Origin of the sequence: Duganella sp. P38 (genome assembly GCF_050859475.1) — a bacterium.
Taxonomy (GTDB): Bacteria; Pseudomonadota; Gammaproteobacteria; order Burkholderiales; family Burkholderiaceae_D; genus Rugamonas.
On sequence record NZ_CP193936.1, the window covers coordinates 3064465 to 3078259 of the forward strand.

At 58.6% G+C, this 13795-nt stretch carries 17 protein-coding genes, 2 tRNA genes and 3 pseudogenes; 13 read left to right on the forward strand and 9 right to left on the reverse strand.

The window, feature by feature from the left end:
* Positions 1-24: 24 nt before the first annotated feature.
* A complete protein-coding gene (gene aceB / locus ACRQ5J_RS14185; RefSeq protein ID WP_432377553.1) occupies positions 25-1617 on the forward strand; it encodes a malate synthase A in 1593 nt (530 codons plus the stop codon).
* Between the two features lie 70 nt (positions 1618-1687).
* On the opposite strand, the gene gloB is transcribed toward aceB, so the two are convergent.
* Complete coding sequence (gene gloB, locus ACRQ5J_RS14190) at positions 1688-2494, reverse strand: hydroxyacylglutathione hydrolase (RefSeq protein ID WP_432377554.1); 807 nt, start codon at positions 2492-2494, stop codon at positions 1688-1690.
* A gap of 20 nt (positions 2495-2514) precedes the next feature.
* On the opposite strand from gloB, the gene ACRQ5J_RS14195 reads away from it, so the two are divergent.
* The 4 genes from ACRQ5J_RS14195 to ACRQ5J_RS14210 all read left to right on the forward strand — a co-directional run bounded on the left by ACRQ5J_RS14195 (position 2515) and on the right by ACRQ5J_RS14210 (position 4610).
* A complete protein-coding gene (locus ACRQ5J_RS14195) occupies positions 2515-3291 on the forward strand; it encodes a class I SAM-dependent methyltransferase (protein WP_432377555.1) in 777 nt (258 codons plus the stop codon).
* On the forward strand, positions 3284-3727 hold the full coding sequence (rnhA, locus tag ACRQ5J_RS14200) for a ribonuclease HI (RefSeq protein WP_432377556.1): 444 nt from the start codon (positions 3284-3286) through the stop codon (positions 3725-3727). The genes ACRQ5J_RS14195 and rnhA overlap by 8 nt, the downstream gene beginning before the upstream one ends.
* A 33-nt stretch (positions 3728-3760) precedes the next feature.
* The gene (dnaQ, locus tag ACRQ5J_RS14205) at positions 3761-4486 is read left to right on the forward strand and encodes a DNA polymerase III subunit epsilon (RefSeq protein WP_432377557.1); all 726 of its coding nucleotides are present in this window, start codon (positions 3761-3763) and stop codon (positions 4484-4486) included.
* A gap of 49 nt (positions 4487-4535) precedes the next feature.
* Positions 4536-4610, forward strand: a tRNA-Val gene (locus tag ACRQ5J_RS14210).
* A 17-nt stretch (positions 4611-4627) separates the two neighbouring features.
* On the opposite strand, the gene ACRQ5J_RS14215 is transcribed toward ACRQ5J_RS14210, so the two are convergent.
* Positions 4628-5047, reverse strand: a complete 420-nt coding sequence (locus ACRQ5J_RS14215; RefSeq protein ID WP_432377558.1) for a tyrosine-type recombinase/integrase — start codon at positions 5045-5047, stop codon at positions 4628-4630.
* A gap of 473 nt (positions 5048-5520) precedes the next feature.
* Positions 5521-5789, reverse strand: a pseudogene (locus ACRQ5J_RS14220) (IS110 family transposase); the annotation flags it as partial.
* A 90-nt stretch (positions 5790-5879) separates the two neighbouring features.
* On the opposite strand from ACRQ5J_RS14220, the gene tnpA reads away from it, so the two are divergent.
* From tnpA to tnpC, 3 genes and pseudogenes are all read left to right on the forward strand, one after another.
* On the forward strand, positions 5880-6278 hold the full coding sequence (gene tnpA, locus ACRQ5J_RS14225) for an IS66-like element accessory protein TnpA (RefSeq protein WP_432383654.1): 399 nt from the start codon (positions 5880-5882) through the stop codon (positions 6276-6278).
* On the forward strand, positions 6275-6622 hold the full coding sequence (gene tnpB / locus ACRQ5J_RS14230; protein WP_432377559.1) for an IS66 family insertion sequence element accessory protein TnpB: 348 nt from the start codon (positions 6275-6277) through the stop codon (positions 6620-6622). Before tnpA ends, tnpB begins: the two co-directional genes overlap by 4 nt.
* 29 nt (positions 6623-6651) lie before the next feature.
* A pseudogene (tnpC, locus tag ACRQ5J_RS14235) lies at positions 6652-8245 on the forward strand (IS66 family transposase).
* Here the strand turns inward: tnpC and ACRQ5J_RS14240 are convergent.
* The 3 genes from ACRQ5J_RS14240 to ACRQ5J_RS14250 form a co-directional block, all read right to left on the reverse strand.
* Complete coding sequence (locus ACRQ5J_RS14240; RefSeq protein ID WP_432377560.1) at positions 8200-8595, reverse strand: hypothetical protein; 396 nt, start codon at positions 8593-8595, stop codon at positions 8200-8202. The pseudogene tnpC and the gene ACRQ5J_RS14240 sit on opposite strands and share 46 nt — an antisense overlap.
* Before the next feature lie 46 nt (positions 8596-8641).
* Positions 8642-9430 (reverse strand): IS110 family transposase, encoded by a 789-nt coding sequence (locus tag ACRQ5J_RS14245; RefSeq protein ID WP_432377561.1) that lies wholly within the window; start codon positions 9428-9430, stop codon positions 8642-8644.
* 462 nt (positions 9431-9892) lie between these two features.
* Entirely contained in the window at positions 9893-10372 is a 480-nt protein-coding gene (locus ACRQ5J_RS14250; RefSeq protein ID WP_432377562.1) for a hypothetical protein, read from the reverse strand.
* Between the two features lie 298 nt (positions 10373-10670).
* On the opposite strand from ACRQ5J_RS14250, the gene ACRQ5J_RS14255 reads away from it, so the two are divergent.
* Both ACRQ5J_RS14255 and ACRQ5J_RS14260 read left to right on the forward strand, forming a co-directional pair.
* On the forward strand, positions 10671-10898 hold the full coding sequence (locus ACRQ5J_RS14255) for a hypothetical protein (protein WP_432377563.1): 228 nt from the start codon (positions 10671-10673) through the stop codon (positions 10896-10898).
* 78 nt (positions 10899-10976) lie between these two features.
* Entirely contained in the window at positions 10977-11132 is a 156-nt protein-coding gene (locus ACRQ5J_RS14260; protein ID WP_432377564.1) for a hypothetical protein, read from the forward strand.
* 531 nt (positions 11133-11663) lie between these two features.
* Here ACRQ5J_RS14260 and ACRQ5J_RS14265 read toward each other — a convergent pair.
* Positions 11664-12008: a hypothetical protein gene (locus ACRQ5J_RS14265; protein ID WP_432377565.1), complete on the reverse strand. Its 345-nt coding sequence runs from the start codon at positions 12006-12008 to the stop codon at positions 11664-11666.
* A gap of 753 nt (positions 12009-12761) precedes the next feature.
* Between ACRQ5J_RS14265 and ACRQ5J_RS14270 the strand changes: the two genes are divergently transcribed.
* The 3 genes from ACRQ5J_RS14270 (at position 12762) to ACRQ5J_RS14280 (ending at position 13301) form a co-directional block, all read left to right on the forward strand.
* A tRNA-Gly gene (locus tag ACRQ5J_RS14270) sits at positions 12762-12835 on the forward strand.
* Between the two features lie 65 nt (positions 12836-12900).
* Complete coding sequence (locus ACRQ5J_RS14275; RefSeq protein WP_432377566.1) at positions 12901-13050, forward strand: hypothetical protein; 150 nt, start codon at positions 12901-12903, stop codon at positions 13048-13050.
* 80 nt (positions 13051-13130) lie between these two features.
* Positions 13131-13301 (forward strand): hypothetical protein, encoded by a 171-nt coding sequence (locus ACRQ5J_RS14280; RefSeq protein ID WP_432377567.1) that lies wholly within the window; start codon positions 13131-13133, stop codon positions 13299-13301.
* Here the strand turns inward: ACRQ5J_RS14280 and ACRQ5J_RS14285 are convergent.
* Complete coding sequence (locus ACRQ5J_RS14285; protein WP_432377568.1) at positions 13298-13459, reverse strand: hypothetical protein; 162 nt, start codon at positions 13457-13459, stop codon at positions 13298-13300. The two genes, ACRQ5J_RS14280 and ACRQ5J_RS14285, sit on opposite strands and share 4 nt — an antisense overlap.
* Before the next feature lie 62 nt (positions 13460-13521).
* Positions 13522-13794 (reverse strand): annotated as a pseudogene (locus ACRQ5J_RS14290) (integrase core domain-containing protein); the annotation flags it as partial.
* Position 13795 lies beyond the last annotated feature (1 nt).

Genomic DNA, 13795 nt, shown 5'->3' on the forward strand with positions numbered 1-13795 from the left:
ATATTTTTTTACGGAGACTGCCTCATGACGACCATCACTCTGCCAGCTGGCATGGAAATTACCGGCGCTATCAAGCCGGGCTACGAAACGATCCTGACGCCCGACGCGCTGGCGCTGGTGGCAAAACTGAGCCGCGAATTCGAGGCCCGTCGCCAGCAGTTGCTGGCCGCGCGCGTCGAGCGCGCCAGGCGGCTGGACGCCGGCGAGCGGCCGGACTTCCTAGCCGAGACCGCCCACATCCGCGACGGCGACTGGCAGATCGCGCCGATCCCGCAGGCGCTGGCGTGCCGCCGGGTGGAAATCACCGGGCCGGTCGAGCGCAAGATGGTCATCAACGCGCTGAACTCGGGCGCCGACAGCTATATGACCGACTTCGAGGATTCCAACACGCCGAACTGGGACAACCAGATCACCGGCCAGATCAATATGAAGGACGCCGTGCGCGGCACCATCGCGCTGGAGCAGAACGGCAAGTCGTACAAGCTGAACGACAAGGTCGCCACGCTGGTGGTGCGTCCGCGCGGCTGGCATCTGGACGAGAAGCACGTGCTGGTGGACGGCAAGCGCGTCTCCGGCGGCATCTTCGACTTCGCGCTGTTCATGTTCCACAACGCCAAGGAGCAACTGGCGCGCGGCGCCGGCCCGTATTTCTACCTGCCGAAGATGGAGTCGCACCTGGAGGCGCGCCTGTGGAACGATATCTTCGTGCTGACGCAGCAGGAACTCGGCCTGCCGCAGGGAACCATCAAGGCCACGGTGCTGATCGAAACCATTCTGGCCGCGTTCGAGATGGACGAAATCCTCTACGAGCTGCGCGAGCACAGCGCCGGCCTGAACGCCGGCCGCTGGGATTACATCTTCTCGTGCATTAAGAAATTCAAGCTGGACAAGGAGTTCTGCCTGGCCGACCGCGCCAAGGTGACGATGACCGCGCCGTTCATGCGCGCCTACGCCTTGTTGCTGCTGAAGACCTGCCACAAACGCAACGCGCCGGCCATCGGCGGCATGGCCGCGCTGATACCGATCAAAAACGATCCGGAAAAGAACGAGGTGGCGATGGGCGGCGTGCGCAACGACAAGGCGCGCGACGCCACCGACGGCTACGACGGCGGCTGGGTGGCGCACCCGGGCCTGGTCGATCTGGCCATGGCCGAGTTCAAGAAGGTGCTGGGCGATAAGCCCAACCAGATCGAGAAACAGCGCCCGGACGTGGACGTGAGTGCGGCGCAGCTGCTGGACTTTAAGCCAGAGGCGCCGATCACCGAGGCCGGCCTGCGCTACAACATCAACGTCGGCATTCACTACCTGGGCGCCTGGCTGACCGGCAACGGCTGCGTGCCGATCCACAATCTGATGGAAGACGCCGCCACCGCAGAAATCAGCCGTTCGCAAGTGTGGCAGTGGATACGCTCGGACAAGGGCGTGCTGGAAGATGGCCGCAAGGTCAGCGCCGACATGGTGCGCGCGATGATTCCGGAGGAGCTGGCCAAGGTGCAGGCAGCCGCGCCGGGCGGCGACGGCCCGACCTATCCGCGCGCGGCGCAGATCTTCGAGCAGATGTCGACCTCGGAAGCGTTCGAGGAATTCCTGACGCTGCCGCTGTACGAAGAAATCTGAGCACGTCGCCCCCGCGCAGGCGGGGACCCATACTCAGCATGGACTGCCGGGCAGGCGTCAGCGAGCCCGGCTAGAAATCATTCTTCCACAAGCGCAGCGCGGTGAAGGTTGCCAGCGGCGTATCGACGCGGTCGAGACGCCCGGCCTGCACCAGCTGCTGCGCAATGGCCGGCTCGCGATAGCGCAGAAACGGATTGGTCGCCTTCTCGATGCCAATGGTGCTGGGCACCGTCGGCACATCGCGCTCGCGCTTGTCGGTTTCCACCTTCACGCGCTGCTGCAGCGCCACATTGTCCGGTTCGACCACGCGCGCAAAGCGCAGGTTGGACAGCGTGTACTCATGGGCGCAATACACCTTGGTATCATCCGGCAGCGCCGCCAGCTTGCCGAGCGAGCTGATCATCTGCGCCGGCGTGCCTTCAAACAAACGGCCGCAGCCGCCGGCAAACAGCGTATCGCCGCAGAACAGCCAGGCCGGCTCGTCGCCGGACGCCGCGCGGACATAGGCGATGTGGCCCATCGTATGGCCGGGCACATCGAGCACATGCAACTTCAGCGCCAGGCCGGGCACGTCGATGGTCTTGCCTTCGCCCACCGGCAGCGTGACGGCTGCAATGGTCTCGTTGCGCGGACCGAAAACGGGAACCTGATAATGCTGTAATAATTCAGGAACGCCGCCGATATGGTCAGCGTGGTGATGGGTGAGTAGAATGGCGGTGAGCTTGAGTCCGTTAGCTTTCAGGGCTGCCAGGATGGGTTTGGCGTCGCCGGGGTCGACCACTGCGGCGTGTGTGCCATCATGTATCAACCACAGGTAGTTATCGCGGAATGCAGGAACTGTCAGAATACTGAGCGCTTGAGTAGAAGATATGGTCATTGGATTGCAAAAGGCTAAGCATGGATAAGGCGGGGGCGGAGAAGTCCATTATAGCGCTGGAAGGCTGGCTGCAAACGCCCGCGGGTGTGTACATGCGTGCGTGGGAACAAAGCTGTCTCGATAATTTAACAGCGGATATTTTTGGCTACAACGCGGTGCAGATCGGCATGCCGCAAATCGACGCGCTGGCGGCCAGCCGCATGCCGTACAAGCTGCTGGCGGACCGCAAGACGCGCAGCGTGCAGCCGCCGCTGCGCGCGGTCGACGTCACGCTCGACTATACGGAACTGCCGTTCGCCTCGCAAAGCATCGACCTGGTGGTGCTGCCGCACGTGCTGGAATTCTCGCCCGACCCGCACCAGGTGCTGCGCGAGGTCGAGCGCGTGCTGATTCCGGAAGGGCAGGTCATCATCTGCGGCTTCAACCCGGCCAGCCTGTGGGGCGCGCGCCATGTGCTGCGGCGCGTCGGCGGCACCTCCTTCCTGCCGCGCACCGAGGAGCTGATCTCTATGCCGCGCATGAAAGACTGGTTAAAATTGTTGAATATGAGCGCCAGCCAGAGCCACTTCGGCTGCTACGCGCCGGCCTGCCGCACAGAAAAATGGCTCAACCGCTACGGCTTCATGGATAATGCCGGCTCGCGTTGGTGGCCGTACTTTGGCGGCGTCTACATCATACAAGCGGTCAAGCGGGTGAAGGGCATGCGCTTGATCGGTCCGGCATGGACCAGAAAAACGGCCAACGCCGCAGTCGGCGTGCCGGTAACAAACAAACGACGGGAACAGCAGGATGGATGATAAGGTTGAAATTTTTACCGATGGCGCATGCAAGGGCAACCCGGGCCTGGGCGGCTGGGGCGCCTTGCTGGTGGCCGGCACGGCCGAGAAGGAAATCTGCGGCGGCGCGCGCGACACCACCAACAACCGCATGGAGCTGCAGGCGGTGATCGAGGCGCTGTCGGTGCTCAAGCGGCCATGCAACGTGGTGCTGCACACCGACAGCCAGTACGTGCAGAAGGGCATCAGCGAATGGATCCACGGCTGGAAGGCGCGCGGCTGGAAAACCTCGACCAAGGAACCGGTCAAGAACGAAGACCTGTGGAAGGCGCTCGACGCCGCACAACAGATGCACACCGTCGAATGGCGCTGGGTGCGCGGCCACAACGGCCATCCGGGCAATGAGCGGGCCGACATGCTGGCCAACCGCGGCGTGGAAGTGGCGCGCGGGCGCTGATATACTGCGCTCTGCAATTAAATTCGGAATACTATGCGCCAAATCGTACTCGATACTGAAACCACCGGTATCAACCCCAAGCTGGGCAACCGCATCCTGGAAATCGGCTGCGTCGAGCTGAACAACCGCATGTTGACGGGGAATAATCTCCACTTCTACATCAACCCGGAACGCGAGTCGGAAGAGGGCGCGCTGAACGTCCACGGCCTGACTACCGAGTTCCTGCGCGACAAGCCGAAGTTCCACGAAATTGTCGATCAGCTGCGCGAGTACATCCAGGGCGCCGAAGTCATCATCCACAACGCGCCGTTCGACCTGGGCTTTTTGAATCACGAATTCAAGCTGCTCAACTTGCCGGATTTTACCGAGCACATCGGCGGCGTCATCGACACGCTGGTGCAGGCCAAGGAGCTGCACCCGGGCAAGCGCAACTCGCTGGACGCGCTATGCGACCGCTACGGCATCTCCAACTCGCATCGCAAGCTGCACGGCGCGCTGCTGGACGCCGAACTGCTGGCCGACGTGTATCTGGCCATGACGCGCGGCCAGAACAGCCTGGGCATGGATGTGGAGGAGGAAAAGGTCGACCTCGGCGCGGCGCTGGAGCCGGTCGCCATGGCAGAGATCATCTTCCTGCCGGCCACCGAGGACGAACTGGCGGCGCACGCCGAAAGTCTGGCCGGGCTGGACAAGGCTGTGAAGGGGCAGTGCATCTGGACTGCGTCGCTTCATCCGCCGGTGCCGGCGGAAGCGGCATAATCATCCCTTGCGCTTTGCGCGGGCAAGCTCTATAATGCTCGCACTCAACGGGAGGTTAGCTCAGGGGTAGAGCACTGCATTCACACTGCAGGGGTCGCAAGTTCGAAACTTGCACTTCCCACCAGAATTCTTCTAGTGATATCAATCACTTAGCTCAAATACCGGGAACTCATTTCGGCGTTTGGGATCAATTTGGGAATAAAGTGCTAACAGCTGTGTGCGCTTGTTCCCGTCTAGTCCTCCTGTAATCCACCTGCTGTAGTGCCTTTCGATCATCGCTGTATTCTCGTGCCCAAGCTGTGATGCCACATATAGCGTATTTGCTCCTAACATCAGAAGACTACTAGCGAACGTATGGCGCGTCTGGTAGGGATTTCGGTACCTCACGCCAGCAGCCTTCAAAATACGCCTCCATCGTTGCCTAATGGCCTTGTCACCCGTCCAGCGAGTGTTGTATCGGGCATCTAGGAAGATCAAGTTGTTGATTTGCATTGAAAATTGACCCACTTTCCCCAGTAATTTGCAACTGAATCTCGTATATTGAGCATACCGCCCCATCATCGGATAAAGTGACGGAGGTGGTCAGGCAGGGTGATGCCGATCAGAATTTGGGCCATTGAGCCCGTGGGTCACCCATTAGCCGTCCACAGTCAAGAGCGCGAATGCTTTCCTCGCATACCTCGCGATCAACTTCAATAACTTAGCCATCACCTTTGCCGACATCTCTAACACCGCACCCTGTGCTTCGTTAGCTGGTTGCGTGAATCGCACCAGTCACCCATATGGATCAAGCAGCAGATAGCGAAGCGGCTGCTGCCCTGGCAGTTTTTACCGCCCCAGAAGCATCTCGGTACCGTCTTGCGTCCAATTGATTAGGACAGTTTCATGGCTACCGCTAAGCGGCTCCAGACCTTTGTGGCTCACAATCCGGGCGACTCATTTCCTACTCAAAGGTGATGGCAGACAGCGCGGCATCCAATCAGATTCCTGGCTTCATATCCAACCCACGTTATGGCTTGCCGGCCGTTGCCAATCTACGTAAAACAGCGTTCGATGGAAAATCTCTCTCCGGTTTTTAACATGTGAAAGCAGGCGCGGGCCAGCTTATGCGCCACCGCTTTGATGGCGACAACGTTGTTCCGCTTCGCTTTTTTCCGCTGATGGAATTTACGGGCGGGCTCGCAATAGCGGATGGCAAAATTAGCTGCCTCGACGTAGGCCCATGCCAAGTAACGGTTACCGTTCTTGGTGTTGCCTTCTCCTTTCTTTTTCCATTCGAGATATGCGCACTGCTGACGCACCGTAAGCGTAAAGTCTGCACCGTCTAGACGCTGATCCGCGCACCAGCCATGATCGAATTTTGGCACAGCATTTGTGCCCACAAATTCTGATTATGGACACAAATTTTCAACCGGTCATTTCCGCCAACGCGCGCGGCCACTATCGCCAGCACCCGTTGGAGTTCAAGCGCGCGTTGGTGGCGCTCTCGTTGGAACCAGGTGCCTCCGTTGCCCGCATCGCTCGTGAACACGGCGTCAACGCCAACCAGGTGTTCAGCTGGCGCAGACTTTATCAGCAAGGGGGCCTCGGCGCTCCGGCGTTAATGCGTGAGGATGGTCTGTTGCCGGTGGTGTCGCTACCAACCGTACCTGCGCCTGGCAAAGCCGGTCCCGATGCTGATGCTGATGCTGGCGGCATGATTGTGATCGAGGTGGGTCAGGTCCGCGTCCGTATTGAAGGCAAGCCCGATGCCTTGCTGCTAGCCCAGGTGTTAGATCGGATGCTGCGATGATCGGCCTACCTGCTGGCACCAAGGTATGGCTGGCTGCCGGCACCACCGACATGCGCTCCGGCTTTAATGGGCTTGCTGCAAAAGTGCAGACGGCGCTGGAGGAAGATCCGTTTAGCGGCCATGTTTTTGTGTTCCGTGGCCGGCGTGGAGACCTCATCAAACTGCTGTGGTGGACCGGCGACGGCCTGTGCCTTTTGGCCAAGCGACTTGAACGCGGTCGCTTCATCTGGCCGCAGGCGACCAGTGGCTCGGTAGCGCTGACGCAGGCGCAGCTGTCGATGCTGCTGGAAGGCATAGACTGGCGGCGGCCAGAACGTACTTGGAAGCCAACGTCGGGCTTGTAAACGTGATAAGGCTCGCGTAAGCTTGGCACATGCTCAGCCCAGCCGACCTCCCCAACGATATCGATGCCTTGAAGGCATTGCTGTTGGCCAGCGAGCGCCTGCTGCAAGAGCGCGACGCGCAATTGGTGGGGCTGACGGAACAACTCAACACGCGCGCTGTCGAGATCGAACACCTCAAGCTGCAGATTGCCAAACTGCGGCGTATGCAGTTCGGCCGCAAGTCGGAAAAACTGGACCATCAGATTGAGCAGCTGGAGCTGCAACTGGAAGATCTGCAGGCGGACGAGGCCGAGGCTGCGGGCGAGATGCCTGCCGTCGATCAGGCGCCACGCAAGAAATCGGTACGCCGGCCTTTGCCCGAGCATCTGCCACGTGACGAGAAGGTCTACGCACCCATGGCCGAGGCCTGCCCGGCCTGTGGTGGCAGCCTGCGGCCGCTGGGCGAAGACGTGGCAGAGCAATTGGAGTTCGTGCCTGCCAGCTTCCGAGTAATCCGCCATGTGCGCCCCAAGCTGGCATGCGCCTGTTGCGATGCCATCGTCCAGGCGCCGGCGCCAAGCCGGCCCATCGAGCGCGGCATCGCCGGCCCTGGCTTACTGGCGCACATTCTGGTGGCGAAGTTCGCCGATCATCTGCCGCTGTACCGTCAGTCCGTCATCTACACCCGTGAGGGTGTTGACCTGGATCGCGCGCTGCTGGCGAGCTGGGTCGGCGCTGCCAGCGCGTTGCTACGTCCGTTGGTGGATGCCATTCGGCGCCACGTGCTGGCGGCATCGAAGCTACATGCCGACGATACACCGCTCCCAGTGCTGGCGCCAGGCAACGGCAAGACCAAAACGGCGCGCCTGTGGACCTATGTGCGCGACGACCGGCCAGCCGGCAACACCACACCAGCAGCTGTCTGGTTTGCCTATACGCCCGATCGTAAAGGTATTCATCCACAAACCCACCTGGCCAAGTTTGAAGGCGTGCTGCAAGCCGATGCTTATGCTGGCTTCAACGCCTTATTCGAAGGCGGCACGATCCGCGAAGCTGCCTGCTGGGCGCATGCCCGACGTAAGTTCTACGATCTGCACGCGGCGCGACCGACAAGCGCTAACCACCGAAGCCCTGCAACGCATCGCCGAACTGTACGTGATCGAAGCCGAGATCCGAGGCAAGCCACCGGATGAACGAAGACAAGCACGACAAGCTCGTGCGCGGCCTTTGGTCGATGATCTTGAGCGCTGGCTGCGCGCCGCGCTCGATACCTTGTCACGCAAATCCGACACGGCGGCGGCGATCCTGTACGCGCTCAAGCTGTGGCCGGCGTTGCTGCGCTACTGCGACGACGGCGCCATCGAGATTGATAACTCGGCAGCCGAACGTGCCTTGCGTGGTGTCGCCATTGGGCGCCGCAACTACCTGTTTGCTGGCGCCGACAGCGGCGGCGAGCGCGCTGCCGCGATCTACCCGCTGATCGGCACGGCCAAGCTGAATGGTGTCGACCCCGAAGCTTGGTTGCGCCATGTGTTAGCCCACATCGCTGACCATCCGGTAAACAAGGTGAATGACTTCCTTCCTTGGAATTGCGCCGTTCAGTTAAGCGGTGCCTCGTCATCCGGCGAGTCCCAGTCATCGTAGCTGATGGGCTCACGCGCCGCCAAATCCCATACCATCGAGTGATACTGGACCTCGAACCAGTCCTTAAACATCTTGTAAGTTCGCTTCTGTGGCCACCACGATTCGACGGTGTACCACTCGTTAAGATAACCTTCGAAGAACACCTGCCAACTGCGCTTTACCCACTTCTCTGCATCCTGCTGGCCATCGAGAGCATCGTGCACGAGAAAAGCATTCTGCTCCTGACGAAGTTGTTCGAGCGTCAAACTGGGCGGATTTGGATCGACGCGCATGATCCAGTCGAGGACTGGTTGCTTGGGCATCAAGATGATCAAATGACGGTTGATCGTAAAGCGGGGATAGTTGTTCATGGCAAGGCAGAGTGCGGGAAAACTCACATTCTAGCCGCCACGAATGTCAAACTGCACAAGACGGTGCTGCCTTGACGCTTACGACGCACCGGCAGTACGATGCATAGTTGCCAGCATCAGCAAAACGCTCGATCTCTCCGGTCTCAAGAAGAATGATCGTTGCGAGGATGGGGCCAATTCCTGCCACGCTGGTTAGCAATTTGTATTCTGGATTGCCGTGACAGTATGCAGCCAAAACTTCTTCAACTATATCGATCTGCTTTTGAAGCGCCTGAAGTACGAAAAGATTCGCTTTGATACCGAGTGTCGTGCCCGGATCTAATGACATGTCATCGACAATGGCGCAGGTCAGTCGCTTGATATCCTTGCCGGCGACTGCGCTACCTGTTTGCTGCATCAAACAGGTTTGTATGGACACGAGCTGGGTTGTGCGTTGCTGGACTAACTGCATACGCTTACGAGCTAAGTCCCGAACGGCGCGAACAGGTTGAGGCATGATGTAGCCTTCGGGCAGTAGCCCGAGACGGAGGATGTGAGCCAGATGACGGGCATCGGATTCATCACCGCGATGCTTGAGACCATCATATTGTTTTATCGCAGTGGTGTTCGCTAGGTGGAGCGAGTATCCAGCTGCCACTAAGCCGTCAACCAACCAGTACCAGTTGTACGTGGACTCCACGACCACACCGAATAACTCCTGCTGATACGGACTGAGCGCTGCGCAGATGGTTGCCAGATCGTTGGGTAAGCGCTTGGAGTACACGACCTTGTCGTTGTCGTCGGAGACGACGACAAGGCAGTTGTTGGAATGAAGATCAATGCCACAAAATAACATGACGTCCTCCTTGATAAAGTTCGGATTCGTACCGTGACTTTATTCCTCGGCTTGGCCGGAGGGAGGACGGCTAGATGATTATCAGATTCAGTTGCAAATTACTGGGGAAAGTGGGTCACTTTTCGATGCAAATCAACAGTGGGTGAAGATCGGCAATGCTTGGGACGGTCAGGCCGCCGAGGCGCTGTACCGTCGTGTGGCCGAACGGTCGCTGGCGCACTGGCTGGACGGGAAGTGCCCGGCTTGCTCGGGCAGCGGCAACACCTCGGAGCGCCGCATTTGCGTACCGTGCAAGGGGACTGGAAAAAGCGAGGTTGCTAGCCAGGGATTCGAGCGTGAGCGTGTGCTGGACATGGTCAGCGAGCTGGAGGGGCTACTCCAGTCGCATAATGCACGGTCCGCCGCAATGCTGCGGTGACTGTTTCGAGCCGTAGCCGCGCAGCCTTGAACTCGTAGGTCCGTTTAGAAAGCGGTCTTGATGTGGTCCAGGATCTGAGGTTTCAAGTACTCCATCAACCTGGCGGCTTGGTTTTTGGTCGGATCGCCAGATGCAAACGCAAATGCATTCGAATAATTGAAGGGGACTTCAGTCATCGTTGGGACCGCTTTGGAAGCCCCCTTGCTGATCGCATACATACCAACCGATGCAGTGTATTGCACAACCGAGCCGTAGGATGTCCCGCACAACGTCACATCGTATTGCGCGCGTAACCCATCTGTCGCGTCGTCTTTCGATTTGGCGATCGTGTATCCTTTTCTAATCAGCGCTTCGCGAACCAAGCCATTAACGAAAGTCTCATTGATTGAGGCTATGCTGCCGTTGCTGTTGCACCCGTTCCCCTGAAGAATCCTTGTACTTACGAAAACGCTCGTAGGTGCTTGCGCGTGCGATTGTGCTGCGATTACAGAGGTGATAACTGCGGCAATTATTTTTGCTTTCATCTTTGAGTCCAAAGTTAGATTTCGATAGTGGGTGCAATAAGGTGTTTCAGATGACTGTTTCCCAATGGAAATTCTATCGATGCTTTAAGATTTTCGCAATGATTACAGGCAAATAGATTGATTTATTTTTTTACTACTTTAACGTGAGGCCTACACACTCACTACGTGTCGTAATGTAGAGCTTTGGAGCGCTTCAGCGCGAAACCCAATCGTCTTCGTGGCGGTTCTTCTATTTCCGGCTTGAGCTTTATCAAAATGGCGTGAGCGCGCTTCGGTAGAGTTGGGGGGATAAGAGAACATGGCGCCTAACCGCTTCCAGTCGCTGGCTGCCGCGTGCGAGCTTGCCGGTGTTGGAACGCATGCGCGCGGCGCCCGATATGGCGACTTTTACCGCAAGACAGAAAAGATTCGGCGGGAGGTCTTTCTGCAAGTTTGCGAGTGCGCCATTGGGGCCGGCGGCAGCATCACGCCAGCGGACCGGCGGAACGCTTTCGTGCTGAATGGTCAGATGCTGGTCGGGGTTTAGGTGAGCCGCGCGGAGTACTTCAAAGGACCGCAACATCGGTGCCGTTGGTTCGTCCGGCTGGCACAGGGAACCGAGTTTGTGATTGCTGCTCTGCTCGAACCCTCGGGTGACGCTGTGCGCGCGCTTTTCCCGTCGGCGGCGATGGAGTGGCGGACCGTGCTGTTGCACGAAGAGGGCTTGGCCGAGTTCTCGCAATTCCAGTTTGCTTCGCTGGAGGATATGTTCGGGCTTTAGCGCGCGAGGCAATCTTACGTTGACATCGCGGAATTAGTACGTTAACTTCCAGCCCTACACACTCACTGCGTGTCGTAATGCAGGCTTCGAGCCTCACCGCTAGCAGTGATTCGAGGCTAGCACCCACTCCGTTGATGCTTTCGCTCGCGTGTACAAACCGCTCACTTCGCAGATAGCGCTGGAGCACCAAACCGAGCCGCCCTTGAGGCGGCTTTCTTATTACAGAGATTGGTGTCAAGTGTCGCTAGCCGCTTCTTCTGCAGCGATCCTCATTTGCTCCGAATAGTTTATTTCGACTGCAGGGCTGCGGCCGCCTTCGCTATACAGCAAGTGAATTCCTGTTGCATCCCGCGAGGCCCAAGCGTCAACCTGCTTCCTGTCGTGGGGCGCTGCTATGTTAATCAAATCAATGATCTGATATCTGCCAGGTTTGAGGTTCCTGACTACTCTTTTCGTCCTGGCCGTCGCGAGCGGCAAATAAACTGCAGCGTTTTGCTCTTGCATGGGGATCTCTCGCTGGAAAAGTTTCTGCTAAGGATGTTCCTGCTTGATCCTGGTAATCGAAATTGCTACAGGATCGCTCGCCGGGAAGCTTTCGGCGAGTGCCTCATCTAGTGAAGATTCGGCATTCTCTTTAAGTCTCGTTTCGTTAGACTCTTTAACGGCAGCGTGCGCTGTGGCGTGCCGTTGGCGGAGTTGCAGGTAGGTGTGCTGGCGGGCAGAGGACTGCCGATCGTCGAATTTCTTTTGATAGCGCAGGACAAAAATCGACTCACGAAACGTCAGCCCAATGAGGCTTTCATTCCCCTTGGCATCGCACCATAGGGCGCCGTCGGAGCTAAGTTGCGTGCGTTCCTCTGTGTTGAGGTCAAGCATGGCATCTCCCATCTTTGCTGAAGCCGGTTGTGTCGACCTCGGTGCGGGGCGATCTCCGATATTAGGCGCATGCGCGTTTAGATGGCGCTCTGTTGGAAACAGGAAGTCTAATGACCGATACCTCGCGCCCAACGAAAGAAACGGTCCGCGCGTTCACGGAGCCCCGCACGCACGCGCCACTGGACCCGCCGCCCACGCCCGAAGAGATTCGGCGCCAGCTCGCCTGGCACCTGGTCATGTTTTTCACAGCCGGGCGCCGCCTTCGGGCCGCGCGCCAGACCGGCACCGGACGCTGTACCCGGTACCCAATTCGCTGAACCTACGGTAGCCCCGATGTCACGACAGAGGGCGAGAGCGCAGGGTGGCAACACCATCTAAATGTGTTGACGAAGGGCAGCTAAACATTCTCAGCTGCTCATGCGCGCGTTGTTCCGTATCGCGCAACTTCTCCGCACGTGCTGCGTGGAACTTCGCAAGCAATATCGCGAATGCATCGCTGTTGTCTCGGTTTTCGCATGGGGCGGGTACTTCGAAGTCTAGGACGAACCGCGTCTCCGTAGCTGTCAAGCCAGTGAAGACCGTCCTGCCGTTCTCATCGATCGCAAGGATGCCAGCACTAAATAATGCGACGCTCGTGTCATCGTCAAACTTGACCATAGAACCTCCAAGAAGTACGGTGTAATCTTGATAAGTTTATAGCGCTACTGGCAGATTACAAGGTACCACGGCAGTTTTCGTCGCAAACAACAACACGCTGGTGTAGCTCAATGGCAGAGCTGCGGCCTTCCAAGCCGATGACGAGGGTTCGATTCCCTTCGCCCGCTCCAGTTCTCCCGTTCAGCACCTGCTGGACCTTCGCCGCCTCTGGGCGGCTTTTTTATTCGAGGTATCCATGAAGACCAAGGTTGTCGTCAGGAGCTCGTCGCTGCCGATGCGCTCGCCGGTTAGCTCGGCCTTGCTCTATTGGCTGCTGCTGGAGCACATCAAGGCGCCTGAATGGGCGTACGGCGTTTTTGGACGCTGGTCGCGATCTTGGTCGTAGCGTTCGTAATGAGCTTCTGGACTGAGAAGTCCCGCGACGTGCCAGGCTTCGGCGACGACACGCGCTGATCGGCTGCCAGCATGAGCATGCTCGCCATCATGATGATCGTATGGGGCGTCGACCGCCCCGCGCCGGTGCGGCGCGCACCGAGCGAACCGAACACGGCCACCGTGCTGCTGAAGAAATTCCCGGCATGGGTCGACAAGATCATCGCCGCACTGGAAGTTGACGCTGATTTTTTGACGATCTAAAGCGTCAGCTGGTCGAGCACGCCGAGGCGTCGCTCAAGCTGGGTGCCAAGCAGAAGGACGGCCGCACGCTGCGTTGGCACCTCGAAACGGTGCTGGCGCAGACGGGCATCATGCCGCCGCAACTCGACGTGCCGCCGATCCCGCACGAGCTGGCGCATGTGTGATCGCGGCTACTGAACCCGCATGCTGCCAGGCCAAGCAACTGAATCACCCCGGAAATTTAGGAGGCCGATTGGTGTGAGTCAGGCGAAATAACCTGCTCGGAAAGTTGTCGGTAGTAGTTTGCCTCAGCTTCGGCCGGCGGTATATAGCCAAGCGGTTTGAGCAACCGATGATGATTGAACCAGGTCACCCACTCTAGCGTCGCCAGCTCGACGGCCGCGCGCGTCTTCCAGGGAGCACGGCGATGTATCAGTTCTGCCTTGTACAGCCCGTTAATGGTCTCGGCCAACGCATTATCATAACTGTCGCCCTTACTTCCCACAGAAGGCTCG

Bases quoted from the DNA above. Each gene is read 5' to 3' on its own strand.
- rnhA (WP_432377556.1), top strand. From the start codon at position 3,284: ATGGATGATAAGGTTGAAATTTTTACCGATGGCGCATGCAAGGGCAAC.
- ACRQ5J_RS14240 (WP_432377560.1), bottom strand. From the start codon at position 8,595: ATGAACAACTATCCCCGCTTTACGATCAACCGTCATTTGATCATCTTG.
- ACRQ5J_RS14215 (WP_432377558.1), bottom strand. From the start codon at position 5,047: ATGATGGGGCGGTATGCTCAATATACGAGATTCAGTTGCAAATTACTG.
- ACRQ5J_RS14245 (WP_432377561.1), bottom strand. From the start codon at position 9,430: ATGTTATTTTGTGGCATTGATCTTCATTCCAACAACTGCCTTGTCGTC.
- ACRQ5J_RS14280 (WP_432377567.1), top strand. From the start codon at position 13,131: ATGAGCATGCTCGCCATCATGATGATCGTATGGGGCGTCGACCGCCCC.
- tnpA (WP_432383654.1), top strand. From the start codon at position 5,880: ATGGACACAAATTTTCAACCGGTCATTTCCGCCAACGCGCGCGGCCAC.
- tnpB (WP_432377559.1), top strand. From the start codon at position 6,275: ATGATCGGCCTACCTGCTGGCACCAAGGTATGGCTGGCTGCCGGCACC.
- ACRQ5J_RS14195 (WP_432377555.1), top strand. From the start codon at position 2,515: ATGGATAAGGCGGGGGCGGAGAAGTCCATTATAGCGCTGGAAGGCTGG.
- ACRQ5J_RS14265 (WP_432377565.1), bottom strand. From the start codon at position 12,008: ATGCTTGACCTCAACACAGAGGAACGCACGCAACTTAGCTCCGACGGC.
- ACRQ5J_RS14285 (WP_432377568.1), bottom strand. From the start codon at position 13,459: ATGCGCCAGCTCGTGCGGGATCGGCGGCACGTCGAGTTGCGGCGGCAT.
- gloB (WP_432377554.1), bottom strand. From the start codon at position 2,494: ATGACCATATCTTCTACTCAAGCGCTCAGTATTCTGACAGTTCCTGCA.
- ACRQ5J_RS14275 (WP_432377566.1), top strand. From the start codon at position 12,901: ATGAAGACCAAGGTTGTCGTCAGGAGCTCGTCGCTGCCGATGCGCTCG.
- aceB (WP_432377553.1), top strand. From the start codon at position 25: ATGACGACCATCACTCTGCCAGCTGGCATGGAAATTACCGGCGCTATC.
- ACRQ5J_RS14250 (WP_432377562.1), bottom strand. From the start codon at position 10,372: ATGAAAGCAAAAATAATTGCCGCAGTTATCACCTCTGTAATCGCAGCA.
- dnaQ (WP_432377557.1), top strand. From the start codon at position 3,761: ATGCGCCAAATCGTACTCGATACTGAAACCACCGGTATCAACCCCAAG.
- ACRQ5J_RS14255 (WP_432377563.1), top strand. From the start codon at position 10,671: ATGGCGCCTAACCGCTTCCAGTCGCTGGCTGCCGCGTGCGAGCTTGCC.